This is a genomic window from Actinoplanes couchii, from assembly GCF_016862075.1.
Classification (GTDB): Bacteria; Actinomycetota; Actinomycetes; order Mycobacteriales; family Micromonosporaceae; genus Actinoplanes; species Actinoplanes couchii.
In genome coordinates this window covers 26,612-43,988 of sequence record NZ_BOMG01000040.1, presented here as the reverse complement: position 1 = coordinate 43,988, position 17,377 = coordinate 26,612, and the positions used below count along the sequence as shown (strand labels likewise).

At 69.7% G+C, this 17,377-nt stretch carries 19 protein-coding genes and 1 pseudogene; 11 read left to right on the top strand and 9 right to left on the bottom strand.

The window, feature by feature from the left end; all coding sequences use genetic code 11:
• Positions 1-12: 12 nt before the first annotated feature.
• Both Aco03nite_RS13940 and Aco03nite_RS13935 read left to right on the top strand, forming a co-directional pair.
• Positions 13-651 carry a GntR family transcriptional regulator gene (locus tag Aco03nite_RS13940; RefSeq protein ID WP_203795500.1) on the top strand — a complete coding sequence of 213 codons (639 nt, stop codon included), beginning with the start codon at positions 13-15 and terminating at the stop codon, positions 649-651.
• Positions 648-1,382, top strand: a complete 735-nt coding sequence (locus Aco03nite_RS13935) for a sulfite exporter TauE/SafE family protein (RefSeq protein ID WP_203795499.1) — start codon at positions 648-650, stop codon at positions 1,380-1,382. Before Aco03nite_RS13940 ends, Aco03nite_RS13935 begins: the two co-directional genes overlap by 4 nt.
• Here the strand turns inward: Aco03nite_RS13935 and Aco03nite_RS13930 are convergent, their stop codons facing one another.
• Both Aco03nite_RS13930 and Aco03nite_RS13925 read right to left on the bottom strand, forming a co-directional pair.
• The gene (locus Aco03nite_RS13930) at positions 1,383-2,819 is read right to left on the bottom strand and encodes a GGDEF domain-containing protein (RefSeq protein ID WP_203795498.1); all 1,437 of its coding nucleotides are present in this window, start codon (positions 2,817-2,819) and stop codon (positions 1,383-1,385) included.
• A 40-nt stretch (positions 2,820-2,859) separates the two neighbouring features.
• Positions 2,860-3,063 carry a nitroreductase family protein gene (locus Aco03nite_RS13925; protein ID WP_203795497.1) on the bottom strand — a complete coding sequence of 68 codons (204 nt, stop codon included), beginning with the start codon at positions 3,061-3,063 and terminating at the stop codon, positions 2,860-2,862.
• A gap of 3 nt (positions 3,064-3,066) precedes the next feature.
• Here Aco03nite_RS13925 and Aco03nite_RS13920 point away from each other — a divergent pair, with 3 nt between their 5' ends.
• Positions 3,067-3,267: a hypothetical protein gene (locus Aco03nite_RS13920; protein ID WP_203795496.1), complete on the top strand. Its 201-nt coding sequence runs from the start codon at positions 3,067-3,069 to the stop codon at positions 3,265-3,267.
• Positions 3,268-3,785: 518 nt separating this feature from the next.
• On the opposite strand, the gene Aco03nite_RS13915 is transcribed toward Aco03nite_RS13920, so the two are convergent.
• The 3 genes from Aco03nite_RS13915 to Aco03nite_RS13905 all read right to left on the bottom strand — a co-directional run bounded on the left by Aco03nite_RS13915 (position 3,786) and on the right by Aco03nite_RS13905 (position 6,997).
• Complete coding sequence (locus Aco03nite_RS13915; RefSeq protein WP_203795495.1) at positions 3,786-3,938, bottom strand: hypothetical protein; 153 nt, start codon at positions 3,936-3,938, stop codon at positions 3,786-3,788.
• Positions 3,939-4,123: 185 nt separating this feature from the next.
• Complete coding sequence (locus Aco03nite_RS13910; RefSeq protein WP_203795494.1) at positions 4,124-5,566, bottom strand: glycoside hydrolase family 43 protein; 1,443 nt, start codon at positions 5,564-5,566, stop codon at positions 4,124-4,126.
• Between the two features lie 90 nt (positions 5,567-5,656).
• Positions 5,657-6,997: an L-serine ammonia-lyase gene (locus Aco03nite_RS13905; protein ID WP_239145142.1), complete on the bottom strand. Its 1,341-nt coding sequence runs from the start codon at positions 6,995-6,997 to the stop codon at positions 5,657-5,659.
• A 130-nt stretch (positions 6,998-7,127) separates the two neighbouring features.
• Here Aco03nite_RS13905 and Aco03nite_RS13900 point away from each other — a divergent pair, with 130 nt between their 5' ends.
• Complete coding sequence (locus Aco03nite_RS13900; protein ID WP_203795493.1) at positions 7,128-7,442, top strand: PadR family transcriptional regulator; 315 nt, start codon at positions 7,128-7,130, stop codon at positions 7,440-7,442.
• Between the two features lie 6 nt (positions 7,443-7,448).
• Here Aco03nite_RS13900 and Aco03nite_RS13895 read toward each other — a convergent pair whose 3' ends face one another.
• Positions 7,449-8,291, bottom strand: coding sequence for a glycosyltransferase family 2 protein (locus Aco03nite_RS13895; protein WP_203795492.1), 843 nt, complete (start codon positions 8,289-8,291; stop codon positions 7,449-7,451).
• Positions 8,292-8,480: 189 nt separating this feature from the next.
• Here Aco03nite_RS13895 and Aco03nite_RS13890 point away from each other — a divergent pair, with 189 nt between their 5' ends.
• Complete coding sequence (locus Aco03nite_RS13890) at positions 8,481-9,884, top strand: hypothetical protein (RefSeq protein WP_203795491.1); 1,404 nt, start codon at positions 8,481-8,483, stop codon at positions 9,882-9,884.
• Between the two features lie 241 nt (positions 9,885-10,125).
• Here the strand turns inward: Aco03nite_RS13890 and Aco03nite_RS13885 are convergent, their stop codons facing one another.
• Positions 10,126-11,178: an LLM class flavin-dependent oxidoreductase gene (locus tag Aco03nite_RS13885; protein ID WP_203795490.1), complete on the bottom strand. Its 1,053-nt coding sequence runs from the start codon at positions 11,176-11,178 to the stop codon at positions 10,126-10,128.
• A gap of 41 nt (positions 11,179-11,219) precedes the next feature.
• Between Aco03nite_RS13885 and Aco03nite_RS13880 the strand changes: the two genes are divergently transcribed.
• The gene (locus Aco03nite_RS13880) at positions 11,220-12,188 is read left to right on the top strand and encodes an aldo/keto reductase (protein ID WP_203795489.1); all 969 of its coding nucleotides are present in this window, start codon (positions 11,220-11,222) and stop codon (positions 12,186-12,188) included.
• A 2-nt stretch (positions 12,189-12,190) separates the two neighbouring features.
• A pseudogene (locus tag Aco03nite_RS13875) lies at positions 12,191-12,901 on the top strand (nitroreductase family protein).
• Between the two features lie 145 nt (positions 12,902-13,046).
• Here the strand turns inward: Aco03nite_RS13875 and Aco03nite_RS13870 are convergent.
• Positions 13,047-13,184, bottom strand: coding sequence for a hypothetical protein (locus Aco03nite_RS13870; protein WP_203795488.1), 138 nt, complete (start codon positions 13,182-13,184; stop codon positions 13,047-13,049).
• Positions 13,185-13,689: 505 nt separating this feature from the next.
• Here Aco03nite_RS13870 and Aco03nite_RS13865 point away from each other — a divergent pair.
• The 4 genes from Aco03nite_RS13865 to Aco03nite_RS13850 all read left to right on the top strand — a co-directional run bounded on the left by Aco03nite_RS13865 (position 13,690) and on the right by Aco03nite_RS13850 (position 16,748).
• Entirely contained in the window at positions 13,690-14,028 is a 339-nt protein-coding gene (locus Aco03nite_RS13865; protein ID WP_203795487.1) for a PadR family transcriptional regulator, read from the top strand.
• 2 nt (positions 14,029-14,030) lie between these two features.
• Complete coding sequence (locus Aco03nite_RS13860; protein ID WP_203795486.1) at positions 14,031-14,501, top strand: HAAS signaling domain-containing protein; 471 nt, start codon at positions 14,031-14,033, stop codon at positions 14,499-14,501.
• A gap of 112 nt (positions 14,502-14,613) precedes the next feature.
• The gene (locus Aco03nite_RS13855; RefSeq protein ID WP_203795485.1) at positions 14,614-15,771 is read left to right on the top strand and encodes a monooxygenase; all 1,158 of its coding nucleotides are present in this window, start codon (positions 14,614-14,616) and stop codon (positions 15,769-15,771) included.
• Between the two features lie 20 nt (positions 15,772-15,791).
• Entirely contained in the window at positions 15,792-16,748 is a 957-nt protein-coding gene (locus Aco03nite_RS13850; protein WP_203795484.1) for a TIGR03885 family FMN-dependent LLM class oxidoreductase, read from the top strand.
• An 88-nt stretch (positions 16,749-16,836) separates the two neighbouring features.
• Here the strand turns inward: Aco03nite_RS13850 and Aco03nite_RS13845 are convergent, their stop codons facing one another.
• A complete protein-coding gene (locus Aco03nite_RS13845; RefSeq protein ID WP_203795483.1) occupies positions 16,837-17,286 on the bottom strand; it encodes a hypothetical protein in 450 nt (149 codons plus the stop codon).
• Positions 17,287-17,377 lie beyond the last annotated feature (91 nt).

Below are 17,377 nucleotides of genomic sequence, written 5' to 3'. Positions count from 1 at the left end.
CAGGGAAGAGAAATGATCCGCCGCTCAGTCCTCAGCGACGACGTCCACGAGTCGCTGAAGTCGCTCATCCTGGACCACCGGCTCGCGCCCGAGGACCGGCTCAACATCGACGCGCTCGCCCGCGAGCTGCAGGTGTCGCCCACCCCGGTCCGCGAGGCCCTGGCCCGGCTGGAGTCCGAAGGGCTGGTCCGGAAACGGCCGCTCGCCGGTTACACGGTCAGCCCGCTGCTCACCCGGGACGAGTTCACCCAGATGTTCGACATGCGGATGGTCCTGGAGGGGCCGGCCGCCCGCTGGGCCGCCCGGCACGCCACCGCCGATCAGCGCGCCGCCGTCGCCACCGAGGCGGCGCTGCCGTTCCCCGAGCCGTCCGGGCCGGAGCACGCGCTGTTCACCGCCCGGGACGCGCGTTTCCACGACCTGGTCGCGGTCGGTGCGGCCAACCCGCTGCTGCGCGACGCGATCACCCGGCTCCACGCGCACCTGCACATCCACCGGCTGTATTTTCCGTACTCCGAGACCGGCAGCACCGTCGGCGAGCACCAGCGGGTGGCGGCCGCCGTCGAGGCCGGCGACCCGGACGCCGCCGAGACCGCGATGCTCGCCCACCTGACCGCTGCCCGGGCACGGCACCTGCGGGTGTTCGATTGACCACGACGCTGCTCGGGGTGGCGGCTGTCCTGATCGTCGCGGCGCTCGCCCAGGCAGTCACCGGGTTCGGGTTCTCGCTGCTCGCGGTGCCGTTGGTCGGGCTGCTGACCGGGCCGGTCGAGGCGGTCGCCGGCACCACCGTGCTGGCCGCCGTGATCAACCTGTTCGCGGTGGTGAAGGACCACGGCGAGGTGCGCCGGCGTACGGCCGCAACGGTGTTGATCGCGGGGTTGACCGGTCTGCCGTTCGGCCTGCTGCTGCTCACGCTGTTGCCGGCCCGCACCCTGACGATCCTGATCGCGGTGTGTGTCCTGGGCGGGGCGGTCGCGATCTGGCGGGGTGTGCGGATCCGCTCCGGTGGGCCCGCGGTCGTCGCCGCCGGGTTCCTGTCCGGTGTGCTGACCACCTCGACCGGGGTGAACGGCCCGCCGATGGCCGCCGCGTTCAGCGCGATGGGCCTGACCCCGCGGGAGTTCCGGGCCACCCTGGCCGCGGTCTTCGTGATCGTCGGCCCGGCCGGCGTGATCGGTTTTGTGCTGGCCGGCCAGTTCTCCGCGGGCGCGCTGGCGATCGCCCTGGTCGGGCTGCCGGCCATCGCGATCGGCTGGTGGGCCGGCGACCGCCTGTTCACCAGGCTCACCGACCCGGCCCGCTACCGCACCGTGGCCCTCTGGGGCCTGGCCGCCGCGTCGGCGATCACCCTGGCCCGGGCGCTGGTCGGCCCGGCGTGACTAGGCGGCCCGGCGTGAGGTGCCACGTTTCGCCTCGTACATCCGGGCGTCCGCGGTCGCCAGCAGTTCGTCGGGCAGCACGATCCGGCGTTCGGTCCACAGGACGGTGCCGACCGCCGCGGTGACCCGCAGGGTGCGGCCGGACCAGCCGACCGGTTCGGCGATGGCCTGCGCGGCCCGGCCGGCGATGGCCCGGACCGTAGGTTCGTCGGCCGCCGTGCAGAAGATCAGGAACTCGTCGCCGCCGATCCGGGCCACCACGTCACCGGGCCGGACCGCCTCGGCCAGCCGGATCGCCGTCTCCCGCAGGATCGCGTCACCGGCCTCGTGCCCGTGCTCGTCGTTGACCGGCTTGAAGCCGTTCAGATCGCAGTAGATCAGCGCCAGATCCCCGGGCGCCCCGCCCGCGTGCGCGGTGATCGCCGTCCGCATCACGGTGAACAGGTGCCGCCGGTTGACCAGCCCGGTCAGCTCGTCGTGGGTGGCCTGATGCACCAGCGCCTGCTTGAGCTTCGAGATCCGGACCAGCACCAACGGTATGCTCAGCAGCGGCCCGACGGTGAGCAGCAGCCCGTCGGCGGGCTGGCCGAGCAGCTGCGCCAGGCCACCGCAGAGCGGGGTCAGCATCAGGGCCGCGCCGAGCCGGCTGAGCTGCAGACGCGGGGTGGACTGGCCGGGCCGGGCAGCCGGTTCGCTGAGCCGCCGGACACTCGGGTGCAGGCCGGCCGCGCCCAGCGACAGATAGCCGAGCGCAAAACACAGCGCCGGCTGCCCACCCGGCGCACCCAGGTTGACCAGGGCGATCCCGAGGATGGTGAAACCCAGGGCGGCGAACAGCAGCCGCAGGCACTGTTTCGCCGAGCTGGTCCGGGACACCCGGATCAGCGAGCCGCAGATCCCGAGCAGCACCAGCAGCTGGATCAGCACGATGGACTGCTGGCCGCCGCCGGTCCCGACGGTCAGCAGGTACGGGCGGAACAGGAACTCCCACATCGGCGCGGCCAGCGCGATGCCCCACACCGCCGCGTCGATGGTGCCGCTGGCGTCCCGGGGCGCGTGCCGGAGCACGATCATCAGGCTCGCGGCCAGCATCAGGACGTAGCCGCCGAGCTGCATCGGAATGGCCAGCGCGTCCGGCGCCTGATCACCGCCGCCGGGCCGCATGGTGACGATCAGCCACGCCGTGTTGGCGACGCTGAGCAGCAGCAGCGCCAGCACCACCAGCAGCCACGGGCGCTGATCGGTGACCCGGTGCCGGCGCAGCCCGGCCGCGATGGCCACCGCGGCCAGGATGCTGGAGAGCAGCATCAGCCCGTTGCGGACCGCCGGCGACCCGACAGTCCAGCCGGCGGTGAAGACCACCAGCAGCACGGCGAACCCGACGACGACCGGCCGGGACAGATCCCGGCCGGTCCGGGGGCTCGCCGGTACGTCCACGGGGTCAGCATCGTCGGCACCCGGCCGATCATGAGAGTTCTCAGCGTGACGGCAGTCCCAGCCGTTCCAGGACGTCACGCAACACGTGCCGCCCGGACAGCGAATCCGGGCCGCGCAGCCGGGCCAGCACTCGTTCGCTCCAGCCGCCGGACTGCCCGTACCTGCTGTTGTACGCGGTGAGGCGTTCGTCGTACACCGGGATGTGGGCGTCCGCCGCACCCGCGTCGTACCTCTCGTGGTCCACCCCATGAACGCCGCCGGAGCCCTCACTCTCGAACACGAGCGTGACGAGTTCGTACGCCAGAACTTCGCCCCGATCATGTTCTCGCTGATCGCACAGGGAGCCTCGCGGGAAGATGCGGCCGACGCCACGCAACAGGCGATGATCCGCACCTGCCAGAAATGGCCGCTTTACCGGTGTGGCGCCGATTCCCCCGACGGCTCGTAAGAATGGTGCCCACCGGACCATCAGTCCGATGGGCACCATTTCTTGCTGGGTTCGATGTCACCGCGTCTGGCGCGTTGCTCTCCGCGCGCAATCGTGATCGGCAGGCCACTCGTCGCTGAACTCGCAACCCTGTCCAGTCGGCACTCGATCATGGCTGACTTTGGCGATCGGCCGGCATGGCGCGGCCAGATCCGAGCTCCACGCCCTCCTCTGAGAGGGCGAGGGGCGACTCTCGTCGAGAATGGGATCTGATTTTTGGACCTTAATATGCGGATTCACTGCGATCATGAACTCACGTTGCCGCAGGAGCCAGCCATGTTCGTTTCCACCATCGTGATCAAGAACTATCGGTCGTGCCGCCCGGTCAGCGTTCGCCTGCGGTCTGAAGCCATTGAGGTGATCTCAGCGAGCTTAGGGTAGGTATCGGTATGCGAAGTGCATGAGGTGACGTGTGGCGACGACGTCGCCGATTCGGCTCGGGCTGATGGTGCTGTGCCGGAGTTTTCTCCATCGGCCGGTCAGTAGGGCTCCGCCATGCTGACCGGCCAGCGCAGGCCGCGTAGCAGCCGGTTCACGGTGCCGTTGGCGATGGCGATGGGTTTGCCGGCGGCGGGTTGCCGGGGCGGGGTCCTGATGCCGTGGCTTGCTCCTTCGTAGCCGGCGTCTGCCAATTGCGGGGTTCCGTTTCTGGCCCAACGTTCCGAATACCGTGGCACCCCGGTCACGGGCGGGTCCTCAGGCGCGAAGCAGGCTCAGGGGCGGTGCGGCCTTGTCGGGATTGGGAGAGACATCCTTCATTGATTGATACCTTGCAGCCGGACAACAAGATAAGGGGCCGCCATGGCGGCCCCTTATCTCAGGAGACGACGCGGAACGTGGCGTCCGCCTTCTCGGTCGTGGTGCTGATCGGATCGATGCGCAGCAGATAGTTGTAGTGCCGCAGGTACCGGGTCGGGTAGTTGTACGACTGGAACGACGACCACGAACTGTCGGCCAGCCCCGCCACCTGCTTGAACGTGGCGTCCGCCGCGAACGCCGTGGTGCCGTCGTTCGCCGCGAGCTGCAGGTCGTAGTCCCAGTGCCGCAGGTAGTGGCCCGGGTAGTTGACCGACTCGAACGACACGTACCCGGAGCTGTTCGCCAGCCCGGGCACGACCCGGAACTGGCTGTCCAGGGCCGGGCTCACGCTCGCGTCGATCCGGACGTCGAAGTTCGAGTGGCGTACGTACCGGGTCTGGTTGTTGTACGACTGCAGCCGCTTCAGCACCGCCGACGTGCCCCACTTGGCCAGCACCCGGGTCTCCTCGGCGGCGGTCAGGTTCAGGATCGACCCGTGCCGCTTGGTGGTGGTGCCCAGGCTGTAGCCGGTCCGGGTGGTGAAGTTCGTGGCCGCGCCCAGATTCGTCGACCGCACCGGCATGTACCCGCGGCCGGTCGCGTACTGGTCGACCCACAGGTGCCACTCGTTCTGCCCGTTGGTCTGCGCCCACATCGGGCCCTCGACGACGTTGCCGCCGGTGGCGCCGTTGGAGATGCCGAGGTGCTGCAGGTCGCCGAGCCTGGTCCAGGTGCCGAGGATCGTGTTGGCGCCCTCGATGGTGATCTGCCCGTCGGCCGATGCCCGGTAGTAGCGGTAGCCGCCGAGGCTGTTGGCCACCTCGACGATCTGGGTGTCGATGATGCCCTGGCCGGATCCCCGGTCGATGTAGAGCTGCGGTGCGGTCACGGTCTTGAAGTCGCTGGTCCGGACGTACCAGATGCGGTGTTTGGTGACGCCGTTGAGAGTCGAGTTCGTCGCCCAGTAGATGACGTAGTCGCCTGTCGCCGGGTTCCAGATCGCCTCGGGCGCCCACGCGTCACCGGCGCCGGAGATGCCCCCGGCCACGTTGATCAGGCGGGGCACCGACCAGTTGACCAGGTCGGTGGACTCCCAGACGACCAGATTCTTGCTGCCCTTGGTGGAGGCGTCGCCCCACGAGGTGCCGCTGGCGATCCGCAGGTCGGTGGCGATGATCCAGTACTTGTCACCGTTGGGGGAACGGACGATCGCGGGATCCCGGACGCCCTTGGTGCCGACGGTGGACAGCAGCGCGGGGCCGCCGGCGTTCAAGTCGGTCCAGTTCAGACCGTCCTTGCTGTGGGCGAGATAGATCTGCTCGCCACGGGCCGACTCCCCGATGAAGTGTGCCATCAGGTAGCCGGTGAACGGGTCGAGGGCGCTGGCGGGGGCGGCCAGGCCGGCGAGGAACAGGACGGAGGTGGCGAGGATGTTGCTGATGCGGGTGAGGATTCGGGGCATCAGATCTCCGAACAAATGTTAGCGCTAACGCTACGGGGGAATGTTTCGAAGTGTTGATGCCCGTCACTTTCTTGTCAAGGACAGGAAACGTCAGCACTCGATGACGTTCACCGCGAGCCCGCCCCGCGCGGTCTCCTTGTACTTGTCCTTCATGTCGGCGCCGGTCTCCTTCATGGTCTTGATGACCTTGTCCAGGGAGACGTGGTGCCGGCCGTCGCCCCGCAACGCCATCCGGGCCGCGGTCACCGCTTTCACCGCGGCCATGCCGTTGCGCTCGATGCACGGGATCTGTACCAGGCCACCGACCGGATCGCAGGTCAGGCCCAGGTTGTGCTCCATCCCGATCTCGGCGGCGTTCTCCACCTGCTCCGGCGTGCCGCCCAGCACCTCGGCCAGCCCGGCCGCCGCCATCGCGCACGCCGACCCCACCTCACCCTGACAGCCCACCTCGGCCCCGGAGATGCTGGCGTTGCGCTTGAACAGCAGCCCGATCGCGCCCGCGGTCAGCAGGTAGCGGACCACACCCTCCTTGTCCGCACCCGGCACGAAGTCCAGGTAGTAGCGCAGCACCGCCGGGATGATGCCGGCCGCGCCGTTGGTGGGCGCGGTCACCACCCGGCCGCCTGCCGCGTTCTCCTCGTTCACCGCCATCGCGTAGACGGTCAGCCACTCCATCGCCAGCTCGGCGCGGTCCCCGGCGACCCGCAACTGCCGGGCGGTGGTGGCGGCCCGGCGACGGACCTTCAGACCCCCGGGCAGTACGCCCTCCGCGTCCAGCCCGGCGTCGATGCAGTCGTTCATCACCTGCCAGATGTCCAGCAGACCGGATTTGATCTCCGCTTCGGTACGCCGGACGCCCTCGTTCGCCAGCATCAACCGGGAGATCGACAGCCCGGTGGCGTTCGTCTCGGCCAGCAGCTCGGCGGCCGATGAGTAACGGTGGGGTGCGATCGTCCCACCGGACCCGCCGACCGAATCCACCACGAATCCGCCGCCGACCGAGAAGTAGACCCGTCGCAGCAACTCGGTACCGGTCGCGTCCAGCGCGGTGAACAGCATCCCGTTCGGGTGGCCCGGCAGGGACTTGCGGCGGTGCAGCACCAGGTCGACGCCGATCTCGCGCTCGCGCATCAGCCGCAGCCGGCCGTCGGCGTGGATCCGGGCGGCCCGGGCGTCGGCGGCGATCACGTCCACGGTCTCCGGGCTGTCGCCCTCCAGGCCCAGCAGTACGGCCTTCGGAGTGCCGTGCCCGTGCCCGGTCGCGCCCAGCGAACCGAACATCTCGGCGCGCACACGGGTCACGCCGGGGATCGAACCGGCCCGGGCGGCGAACATCCGGGCCGCCCGCATCGGCCCGACGGTGTGCGAACTCGACGGGCCGATACCGATCGAGAACAGGTCGAAAACGGAGATGTGCTGGTCAGAGCTCACGATGCACTCCTTTGTGCGCCGGCGGCCGGGGGTGGGGATACCGACGGAGTTGGTTACGTGAGCGAGGTCGCCGGCGGTTCAGCGGCCGACTCCGACTTGACCCTATGTAGAGTTCCGATAGAGTGGCGGCATGCGGATCACCGTACCGACCGCGCGGATTCTCGCCGCGCTCCTCGCCGACCCCGGAGCGGACCGCTACGGTCTCGACCTGATGCAGGCCACCGGGCTCGCCAGCGGCAGCCTCTACCCGATCCTGCACCGCCTCCAGGACGCCGGCTGGGTCGAGGCCCGCTGGGAGGAGATCGACCCCGCCGAGCAGGGCCGCCCGGCCCGCCGCTTCTACCGGCTCACCGCCGACGGCGCGGTCAGCGCCCGGCAGGCCCTGGCCGACCTGCGCGCCCAGACCGCCGTTCCCGGCGTGAACCCGCAGGTCAAACCCGCCTGATCGCGGTCAGTCGACGGCTTCGGCCATCGGGTTCTTGCGGACCACCATCGGCAGCTCGTGGCGCCGGTGATGGTTGGTGTGCAGCCAGCGCAGCACCGGGAACATCACCAGCAGCAGCCGCGCGGTCATCCAGGCCCGCGCGTACGACCCCCGGCGCAGACGGCCGATGTGCTGGGAGTACCCGCGCTCGGTCATCAGCAGGTACTGCCGGAACCCGGAGAAGTCACCCTTGACCCGGCGTGACGACGTCCCGGCCACCAGTCGCCGCTCGTACCGCACGGTGTGCCCGCCGGCCCGCAGGTGCATGCCCAGATCCAGGTCCTCGTGCACACCCTCGCCGTCGCAGAGCCCCGCCGACACCGTCTCCCAGGCCGTCCGGCGGATCGCCATGTTCGCGCCGAAGATCCAGTCCAGGCGCCCGTTCGGCACCGTCCAGATGCTGCGGACCAGCGCGTCGCCCCGGGCCACCGCCCGCGGCATCGGCACGTCGTAGTACTGCACCGGCCCGGTCGCCGCGTCCACCATCGGGTCGCTGAACGTGTCCTCCACCGCGGCCAGGTGACCCTTCGGCAGCCGGGTGTCCGCGTCGATCCGTACGATCACGTCCCCGGTCGCCGCGTTCAGTCCCCGGTTACGGGCATGCTGAACCCCCTGCCGCGTCTCGTCCAGCACGATCACCGTCCCCCGGAATTCACGCAGAATTTCCGCGGTCCGGTCGGTCGAATTGTTGTCGACGACGATGATCTTGTCAGCGGGCCGGGACTGCCCCAGAACGGCATTCAGGCACGGGCCGATCATTGATTCTTCGTTGTACGCGGGAATGACTACGGAAATGCGCGGGCGGGCCATCGGTCCTCCGAGGGTTCTATTGGCGAGCATGATTCCGCGCAGGTGGTGAAGGGGACAACGGACGTCCGGCGACAGGCGGGTGGCAGTTTGATGAGCGGCCGGGGACCGGTAAGGTCTGTCGATGCGCGGATCATGAAGCGCTGATTAAGACGCCCCTAACCAAAACTTAAAACAATCGAGGAAAAGGACATGCGAGCCCGGAGAACCCTGCTTGCGGCTTCCATTGCCGCACTTGCCGCTTTTGTCATGGGAGCGTGCTCACCCGCGCCGTCGTCCTCGGCTGAGGAGACCGCCGCTCCGGCGAACGGCTCGCTGCCCGCATCGGCCCCGGTCTCCGCGGCCGCGGCTCCGGCGAACGGCTCGGCACCGGCTACCCCGGCCGCCTCCGGCTCCGCCCCGGCCTCGGCCTCCGCCGTCGCCGGGGCGAAAACGACTGCCGGCGGCTGCGCCCGCCCGGTCGCCGCCAAGCCGGCCACCAAGGTCACCACGGTCAGCCTGCCGTCCAAGGTCACTGGCTACGGCAACGAGGGCGACACCGAGAAGCTGCCGATGGCGCTGGCCGCCCGCCCCGACGGCACCTCGTGGCTGGCCTGGCTCGGCACCGACGGCAAGGTCCACCTCGGCCGACTCGGCTGCGACGACAAGCTGGTGGGCACACCGACCAGCTTCACCGGCATCGACCTGCAGGATGTCCAGGCCGACGCGACCGGCGGCGTCATCCTGCTCACCCGCAAGGGCAACTGCGGCAGCGGCCCGCTCTGCGGCGGCGAGTCCAGCCCGTGCAACACCATGCACATGATCCGTTTCGACAACAACGGCAAACAGGTGTGGCAGCGCCAGGTCACCAACCTGACCGGCAGCCGCACCGGCTACTCCGACGGCGCCCGGTTCGTCTGGTGGTACCAGCACCACGGCCGGCTGGCCACCAACGGCTCCGACTGGGCGGCGTACTTCGGCGTCGCCATCACCGTGAAGAACGGCAACTGTGTCGACATCCACCAGGGCGACCGGATCCAGGTGGTGAACAGGAGCGGCAACCTGGTCGCCGGGCACAAGGACGCCGCCGAGGTCGGTTGCAGCCACGCGTGGACGTCCCGGATCGTCTGGGATCCCCGGACGAAACGATTCGCCGCCGTGTGCGCGACCGACAACGATTGCCGGATCGCGCAGCCGAACCCGTACCGCACGGTGGCCACCGGCACCTGCGACGGCACCCTGTTCGGCGGCGACCTGATCCTGGCGAAGTCGAAGGGTTACTGGACGGCGTGGAGCCAGGGCGGCACGGTCCGCCTGGAGAAGTTCACCACCGGCAGATCCACCACCACGATCCGGACCGGAGTCGCGTCGAAGCACCCGCACCTGGTCACCTACGGCCCGAATCGCATGCTGCTCTCCTGGCAGTCCGGCGCCGGCCTGGCCGCCCAGGTCTACGACGCGTCCACCGGCAAGGCGGTAGGCGCCCGCCTGTCACTGTCCGCAAAGGATCACGACTACCAGGCCTTCAAGTCGTACCCCGACGGCAGCGCCGCCTACCCGGCCACCGGAGGCACGACAACAACGATCAAGATCGCCCGGGTGCTCCCCCAGTCCTGACCGCCCGGCCGCCCCGGATTTGCGTCCGGGGCGGTCATTTCTTCCATTCGCCGGTACGGAACACGGCGCCCCCAACCTCGGCCCGGGAACAGGCCGCGCGGCGCACGGGGTGACCGCGATGGCGTCGGCGTACCCCGGCAGTCACGGGGATCCAGGGGGTGACCGCGACGGCGTCGGCGTGCCCCGGCGGTCGCGGGGCGGCCGGGAGGGCACGCCTGCGTCGCGGGGACGGGACAGGGCCTTAGACGGGCGTACGGAGAAGGGGAAGAAGTTGATCTCCTTGTCTTTTGATCTCCGGGAGGTACGGCGTGTCGGACAGGACGAAGTGGCTGACGCCGAGCGCCTGGTATCTGCGCAGCGAGCGCGCCACCTCGGCGGCCGTGCCGACCAGCCATGTGGTGGCCGCGCCGCCGCCGCCGAATCTGCCGGGTGTCGTGTAGAGGTTGTCGTCGAGGACCTCGCCGCGGGCCGCCAGGTCGAAGAGGCGCTGCTGGCCGACCGCGGTGGTGCGGATGTCGCGGTTCGGGGCGATCGCGCCGGCGGCCATCTGCTGGACCTTGGCCTCGGCGTCGGCCCACGCCTGTTCGGTGGTGTCGCGGATCAGCGTGGTGATGCGCAGGCCGAATTCGAGCGGGGCGTGGTCCCGGCCGACCTCGCCGCTGAGCTGTTTGAGTCGGTCGATGCGCCCGGCGACACCGTCCAGGGGCTCGCCCCAGAACAGTTGCACGTCGGCCTCGGCGGCGGCGACCCGTTCGGCGGCCGGGGACGCGCCGCCGAAGTAGAGCCGGGGCGGCCGGGGCGGGCGCAGCGCCAGGGTCGAGTCGGTGACCCGGAAGTGCTCGCCGTGGAAGGTGACGTTCTCCTCGGTCCAGAGCTTGCGGGTGAGCTGCAGGAACTCGCGGGTGCGGGCGTAACGCTGCGCCTGGTCGTCCTCGGCGTCCCCGTAGGCGGCGAGTCTGTCCTGGCCGGAGACGATGTTGACGAGGACCCGGCCGCCGGACAGATGATCGAGGGTGGCGGCGGCGGCCGCGAAGTTCGCCGGCTTCCAGTAACCCGGGCGGATCGCGATGAGCGGCTGGAACGTGGTGGTGCGGGCGGTGAGCGCGGTGGCGACGGTGAAGGTGTCCGGGCGGCCCCAGCCGGTGCCGAGGAGGGCGCCGCCCCAACCGTGCTCCTCCAGGGCGAGCGCCTGCTCGGTCAGGGTGTCCAGGCTGTTGTGACCCGCGACGACGTCGTCGCCACGGTGCCCGGGGTCGGCCTGGTTCGGGATGTACCAGAGCAGTTCGAGGCTCACGGCATCTCCTATTCGCTCTATAGGATTGCTAGTCTAACCGGATGAGCCGCTATGACAATCTCGAATATCGCCGGGCCGGTCGTTCCGGGCTGGACCTGCCGGTCTTCTCGCTCGGGTTGTGGCAGAAATTCGGGACCGATTTCTCGTACGACACCCAGCGCGCGATCGTGTTGCACGCCTTCGAGCTGGGGATCACCCACTTCGACAACGCCGACCGGTACGGCCCCCCGAGCCGCGCCGCCCAGCAGTTCTTCGGCAAGGTGCTGCGCCGGGACCTGGCCGGGCACCGCGACGAGCTGATCCTCACCACCAAGGCCGGCAACCCGATCGGCGACGGGCCCTACCAGCAGGGCGGCTCCCGCAAGTCGCTGCTGTCGTCGCTGGACAACAGCCTGCGTGACCTGGGCGTCGACTACGTGGACGTCTTCTACCACCACCGGGCCGACCTGTCGACGCCGCTCGAGGAGACCGTCGGCGCACTGGTGTCGGCGGTGCAACGGGGCAAGGCGCTCTACGTGGGTGTCTCGAACTACGACCCGGCGCGGACGGCGGAGATCGCCGCTCTCCTCAGGGTGGCCGGAGTCCCGCTTCTGGTGCACCAGCCCCGCTACTCGATCCTGGACCGCAGCATCGAGGAGAACGGGCTGCTCGACACCGCCACCGCCGACGGGTTCGGGGTGGTCGTCTACTCGCCGCTGGCGCAGGGGCTGCTCACCGACAAGTACCTCACCGGGATCCCGGCCGGGGCGCGCGCCCGGACCAGCGCGTTCCTCAAGCCGGAGCAGATCACCGACGAGTACCGGCGCCGGGCCACGATCCTGAACAAGCTGGCCGCCGACCGCGGTCAGACCCTCGCCCAACTGGCCCTGCAGTGGGTGCTGCGGCGGCCGGAGATCACCTCGGCGCTGATCGGGGCCAGTTCGACCGGGCAGCTCGACCACAACCTGGGCGCTCTCGCCTTCCCCGCCCTGACCGACGACGAGCTGGCGATCATCGACGGGGCGATCTGACCATGTCGATCACCGCACGGTACGGCGATCCGGAAGCCGGCGCCCTGGTCAACGATGTGTTGGCGGTGCAGTTCGCGCACCGGTCGGTCCGCCGATTCGGCCCGCGCGAGGTCACCGGGGCGGAGCTGACCACGCTTGTCGCGGCCGCCCAGTCCGCGCCGGCCTCGTCCAATCTGCAGGCGTGGAGTGTCGTCGCGGTCCGGGATCCGGAGCGCAAACGGCGGCTGGCGAAACTGGCCGGGAACCAGGAGTTCGTCGCCCGGGCGCCACTGTTCCTGGTCTGAATCGCCGACCTGGGCCGGGCCTGCCGACTGACCGGGCGGCACGACACCGTGGTGGACGGCGCCGACTATCTGGAGACCACCGTCATCGGATTCGTCGACACCGCCCTGGCAGCACAGAACGCCGTGGTCGCGGCGGAGTCGCTGGGGCTCGGCACGGTCTTCGTCGGCGCCGTCCGGAACCATCCCGAGGAGGTCGCCGACGAGTTGGGGCTGCCGCCGCACGCGGTCGCGGCCTTCGGCCTGGCCGTCGGGGAACCCGATCCGGACGAGGCGGCCGGGATCAAACCCCGGTTGCCACAGGCGGCGGTGCTGGAACATCATGTGGGGCTCCTGTCTGTGGTCTACTCCGCCCCGGCGGTAGGAGCGGGGTTTCTTGCTGTTTCATCGGGGTCTCCTTTTCTCGCAGCCCTGGTCGGGCCCAACCTTTGATTGTCAAAGGCCCTGGACAACCGGGCCGAGCATCGGCCACCGGATGAAGGTGGTCACGTGATGCCCCGGCCGGTTCTCCGCAGCCGTTGTTCGCTACAAGACCGTGCTAGCAGGTCCAGGCGTGCAAAGCACGCCCAGAACTTTTTCAGCGGCGCCGCCGGCTCAAGATGTGGGCGATGGCGGCCACGATCGCCAACGCGGTCGCGACCGGTGTGACGAGGATGGACTTCGACGTGGTGTAGGCCAGCGGCACACCCACCAACCCGATGTTGGCGAGCGTCACCAAGCTCGCCGTGTCAGAGCCCGGCGAAGAGGATTCATAACCGGCGGGCAGCTCCGGCTCCCGCACGAACTCCGGGTTGTGGTCATCAGTGCCGAAAGACCCTCACCGCCGAAGAAGGTCAGAGACATCGCCGCGTGAACCGCCCCGGCACTGTCGCGAAGGGCTCATGCTTTTGCAATCTCAGTAGCACCTGTGGGTCGACCAGTACGCGACCGGCCGCGGGTACATGCCGGTGCGATCGACGAATCTGGGCGCCACCACCAAGCGGCACGGGTCGATCCTGAACCTGACCGCTGCCGAGGAGGCCCGGGTGCTGGCCAAGAGGGGCACGTCGGCGGTGCTGAAGCGGCTCCAGTCGTACTACGACCAGACCCGGTACCTGCGGCACTATACAACTACCTGCTGCGGATCGACCCGATCAGCACGACAACCGAGAAGGCCGACGCCACGTTCCACGTCGTCCCCTTTGTTGCTCGTACCTTGCGGCGCAAGGTACCTTGTCGGCGTGAGTGACGAAGCGGCACTGACCACGGCCCTGCGCCGGGGCACCATCGAGTACTGCGTGCTCGCGCTTCTCGACAAGCGCGAGCTCTACGGCGTCGAGCTGGTCCAGCAACTGAGCGCCGGCCTCGGCATGACCACCAGCGAGGGGACGATGTACCCCCTGCTCTCCCGTCTGCGGCGCAACGGCCGGATCGCCACCACCTGGCGCGAGGCACCGGCCGGGCCACCCCGGCGCTACTACACCCTGACTCCGGACGGCGAGGCGGCTCTCACCCACTTCCGCACCGAGTGGGTCACCTTTCGCGGCGGCGTCGACCGCATCCTGGGAACGGAGAAATGATGATGACCGAGACCGATCACCTGATCGCGGTGTACCTGGCACGGGTCGACCAGGCCGCGATCCGGCTGCCGGCCGCGCGGCGTGAGGAACTGGTCAACGATCTGCGCGAGCACATCGAGATCGCCCGCTCCGAGTCGGAGGTGGACAGCGAGGCGTCGATCCGGACCATCCTGGACCGGCTCGGCGACCCGGAGAGCATCGTCGCGGCCGCCGACACCCAGACCGACCTGCCCCGGGTGACCGTTCCGCCGCCGGTCGCCGCTCCGCCCGGGCGCAACCCGAAGACGGTCTGGATCATCGCCGGCGCGCTGGCCGTCGCCGGCGTGGTGGTGCTGTTCTGTCTCTTCGCGGCCTTCGCGATGAACACCGAGATCTCCGAGCCCGCGCCCGGCCCGGCGATGACCGCGCCGGCCGAGCCCGCCGTGGAGTTGCCCGCTCAGGAACCGACCACAACCGCTCCGTCGGGATCCTGACCCTTAATCGACCCTGATGATCGATTCATGGGCCCCCGTCCGGGTTACTACAGATATGCGGGGCCGGTGGCGGACGGCAGGATTAAGGCCATTCTCATCTGGGGAGGCCGTCATGAGATTCACCCGTCCCGCCACCGCCGCCGCCCTGGCCGCGGTAATGCTGCTCGCGGCGTGCGGTTCGCAGTCCGAACCGGACGCCGCGCCGGACACGAACAACGCACACACCACCCACAGCGGTTCGGCACCGCCGCCGACACCGTTACGTGACGGGGAGCGGTTCGTCGACGTCGGTCTGTCCACGCCGTACACACCGAAGGCCCCGAACGGCGGCACCGACGAGTACCGCTGTTTCCTCGTCGACCCGAAACTGACCAAGCAGGCCTTCCTGACCGGCAGCAGCTTCAAACCGCAGAACGCGGCGCTGGTGCACCACGCGATCTTCTACCGGCTCGACCCGGCACAGGCCGGCGAGGCCGCGAAGGTCGACGCCAAGTCCGAGGGCGAGGGCTGGACCTGCTTCGGCGACAGCGGCGTGCAGGGCCAGACCGCCTGGGTGGCGCACTGGGCGCCCGGCGCCGGCGAGACCCTGATGCCGGCCGGCTTCGGGTTCACCATGCCGCCCGGGTCCAAACTGGTCATGCAGGTGCACTACAACCTGCTCGGCGCCGGTGACGGCGCGGCCGGTTCGGACGCCTCCGGCATGCAGATGCGGCTGTCTGACTCGGCCGCCCTCAAACCGTTGGAGACCGGCCTGGTGATGGCGCCGGTCGAGCTGCCGTGCGAGCCGGGTGGCAGCGGGCCGCTGTGTGACCGGACGGCCGCGGTCGCCGACGTGAAGAAGCGGTTCGGCGCCCCGTCCGAGGAGCAGGTGAACCAGCTCAACGCGTGGTGCAACAACGGCGGCGCGCCGAAACCGGGCACCACCCAGAGCTGTGACCAGCCGATCGACCAGGGCGGCACGGTCTACATGGCGGCCGGTCACATGCACCTGCTGGGCCGGGCGATCAAGATGGAGCTGAACCCGGGCACGGCGAGCGCGCAGACGCTGCTCGACGTGCCGCAGTACAGCTTCGACGAGCAGGCGCTCACCCCGCTGGCCACACCGGTCAAGATCACCAAGGGTGACAACGTCCGCGTCACCTGCACCCACGACGCGACCCTGCGCAAGCAGTTGCCGCAGCTCAAACAGCTCCCGTCGCGGTACGTCGTGTGGGGCGAGGGCACCAGCGACGAGATGTGCCTCGGCATCCTGGTCGTGGCACCGGAGTAAAAGTGGGTATGGGACGGTGCATGACCGAGTACGGCATCCACGCCTCCCATGAACAGATCCCGCCCGGCGCGCTTCTGGACGCGGTGATCGCCGCCGAGCGCGCCGGGTTCGACGCCGCGATGTGCTCCGACCACTTCTCGCCGTGGAGCACCCGCCAGGGCCAGTCCGGGTTCGCCTGGTCCTGGCTGGGTGCCGCACTCCAGGCGACCAACCTGTCGTTCGGGGTGGTGAACGCGCCCGGTCAGCGGTACCACCCGGCGATCATCGCGCAGGCGATCGGCACCCTGGGCAGCATGTACCCGGGGCGGTTCTGGGCCGCGCTCGGCTCCGGCGAGTTCAGCAACGAGCACATCACCGGCGGCAAGTGGCCGCGCAAGGAGGTCCGCGACGCGCGGCTGATCGAGTCGGTCGGCGTGATCCGGGAACTCCTCGACGGCCGGGAGGTGTCCCGCGACGGCCTGGTCACCGTGGACCGGGCCCGGGTGTGGACCCGCCCGGCGGTCGCGCCCCCGCTGATCGGCGCCGCGGTCAGCGTGAAGACCGCCCGCGCCGCCGCCGAATGGGCCGACGGGCTGGTCACGGTGAACGCGCCCGAGGAGCACCTGCGCGAGATGATCGCCGCCTACCGGGACGCCGGCGGTCGCGGCCCGATCAATCTGCAGGTGCACCTGAGCTGGGCGCCCACCCAGCACGAGGCCGAGTCGATCGCCCACGACCAGTGGCGCAGCAACATCTTCGTGCCGCCGGTCTGCTGGGACCTGGCCACCGCCGAGGAGTTCGACGTCGTCTCCGAGAACGTGACGGTCGACCAGGTGGCCAAGGTCGTGAACATCTCCGCCGACCTGGAACAGCACGTGGCGTGGCTGCGCGGCTACGACGACCTCGGCTTCGAACGGATCTACCTGCACCACGTGGGCCAGGACCTGCTCCCGTTCATCGAGACGTTCGGCACCAAGGTCCTCCCCGAACTGCGCTGACCGCATCGCCACCGCCGGGACCGGGGCCGCTGCCCCGGGCCCGGGGCCAGGCCTCGTCCCGCGGATCCCGCCGGCGAACAGCCCGGGGTCAGGCCTCTTCCCAGCGGGTTCCGCCGGCGAACAGGTAGCGGCGGGTCTCGGTGTCGCCGTCGGTCCGCTGCACCACGGCTCTGATCGCTCCGTCGACGATCTTGTACGAGCGGAACAGCATGCGGTTCGCGGGGCTGGTGGGCGGGTCGGCCTCGATGTGGCCGGTGGCGTGGCGGGCCTTGCCGTCGTGGCTCAGTTGCACCGGGATCAGCGCCTGGGTCGCCGGGGCTGCGCCGCATTCGATCACGATCAGGGCGTCCTCGGTGGCGGGGCTGTTCGCCGGCTCCTCGGCCAGGTACTCGCCGTAGGCCGGCTGGGTGTCGAACGGCAGCATCGTGCACGTCGTCGCGCCGGACTTCGCCTGGCCGTTGCGGAACCTCAGGTCGCCCAGGTCCTGGAAGTCGACGTTCTCGATGGTCACGTTCATCCAGTCGGTCCGGCGGATCACGCTGGCGACAGTGGACTCTACGGGATCTGCTGAACGTGGCGGCGCCGATGACGGGGGCGGTGACGGGGGCCGTGACGACGCCGGTGGTGCG

Bases quoted from the DNA above. Each gene is read 5' to 3' on its own strand.
- Aco03nite_RS13895 (WP_203795492.1), bottom strand. From the start codon at position 8,291: ATGGCCCGCCCGCGCATTTCCGTAGTCATTCCCGCGTACAACGAAGAA.
- Aco03nite_RS13880 (WP_203795489.1), top strand. From the start codon at position 11,220: ATGAGCCGCTATGACAATCTCGAATATCGCCGGGCCGGTCGTTCCGGG.
- Aco03nite_RS13860 (WP_203795486.1), top strand. From the start codon at position 14,031: ATGACCGAGACCGATCACCTGATCGCGGTGTACCTGGCACGGGTCGAC.
- Aco03nite_RS13910 (WP_203795494.1), bottom strand. From the start codon at position 5,566: ATGCCCCGAATCCTCACCCGCATCAGCAACATCCTCGCCACCTCCGTC.
- Aco03nite_RS13890 (WP_203795491.1), top strand. From the start codon at position 8,481: ATGCGAGCCCGGAGAACCCTGCTTGCGGCTTCCATTGCCGCACTTGCC.
- Aco03nite_RS13850 (WP_203795484.1), top strand. From the start codon at position 15,792: ATGACCGAGTACGGCATCCACGCCTCCCATGAACAGATCCCGCCCGGC.
- Aco03nite_RS13920 (WP_203795496.1), top strand. From the start codon at position 3,067: ATGAACGCCGCCGGAGCCCTCACTCTCGAACACGAGCGTGACGAGTTC.
- Aco03nite_RS13940 (WP_203795500.1), top strand. From the start codon at position 13: ATGATCCGCCGCTCAGTCCTCAGCGACGACGTCCACGAGTCGCTGAAG.
- Aco03nite_RS13855 (WP_203795485.1), top strand. From the start codon at position 14,614: ATGAGATTCACCCGTCCCGCCACCGCCGCCGCCCTGGCCGCGGTAATG.
- Aco03nite_RS13900 (WP_203795493.1), top strand. From the start codon at position 7,128: ATGCGGATCACCGTACCGACCGCGCGGATTCTCGCCGCGCTCCTCGCC.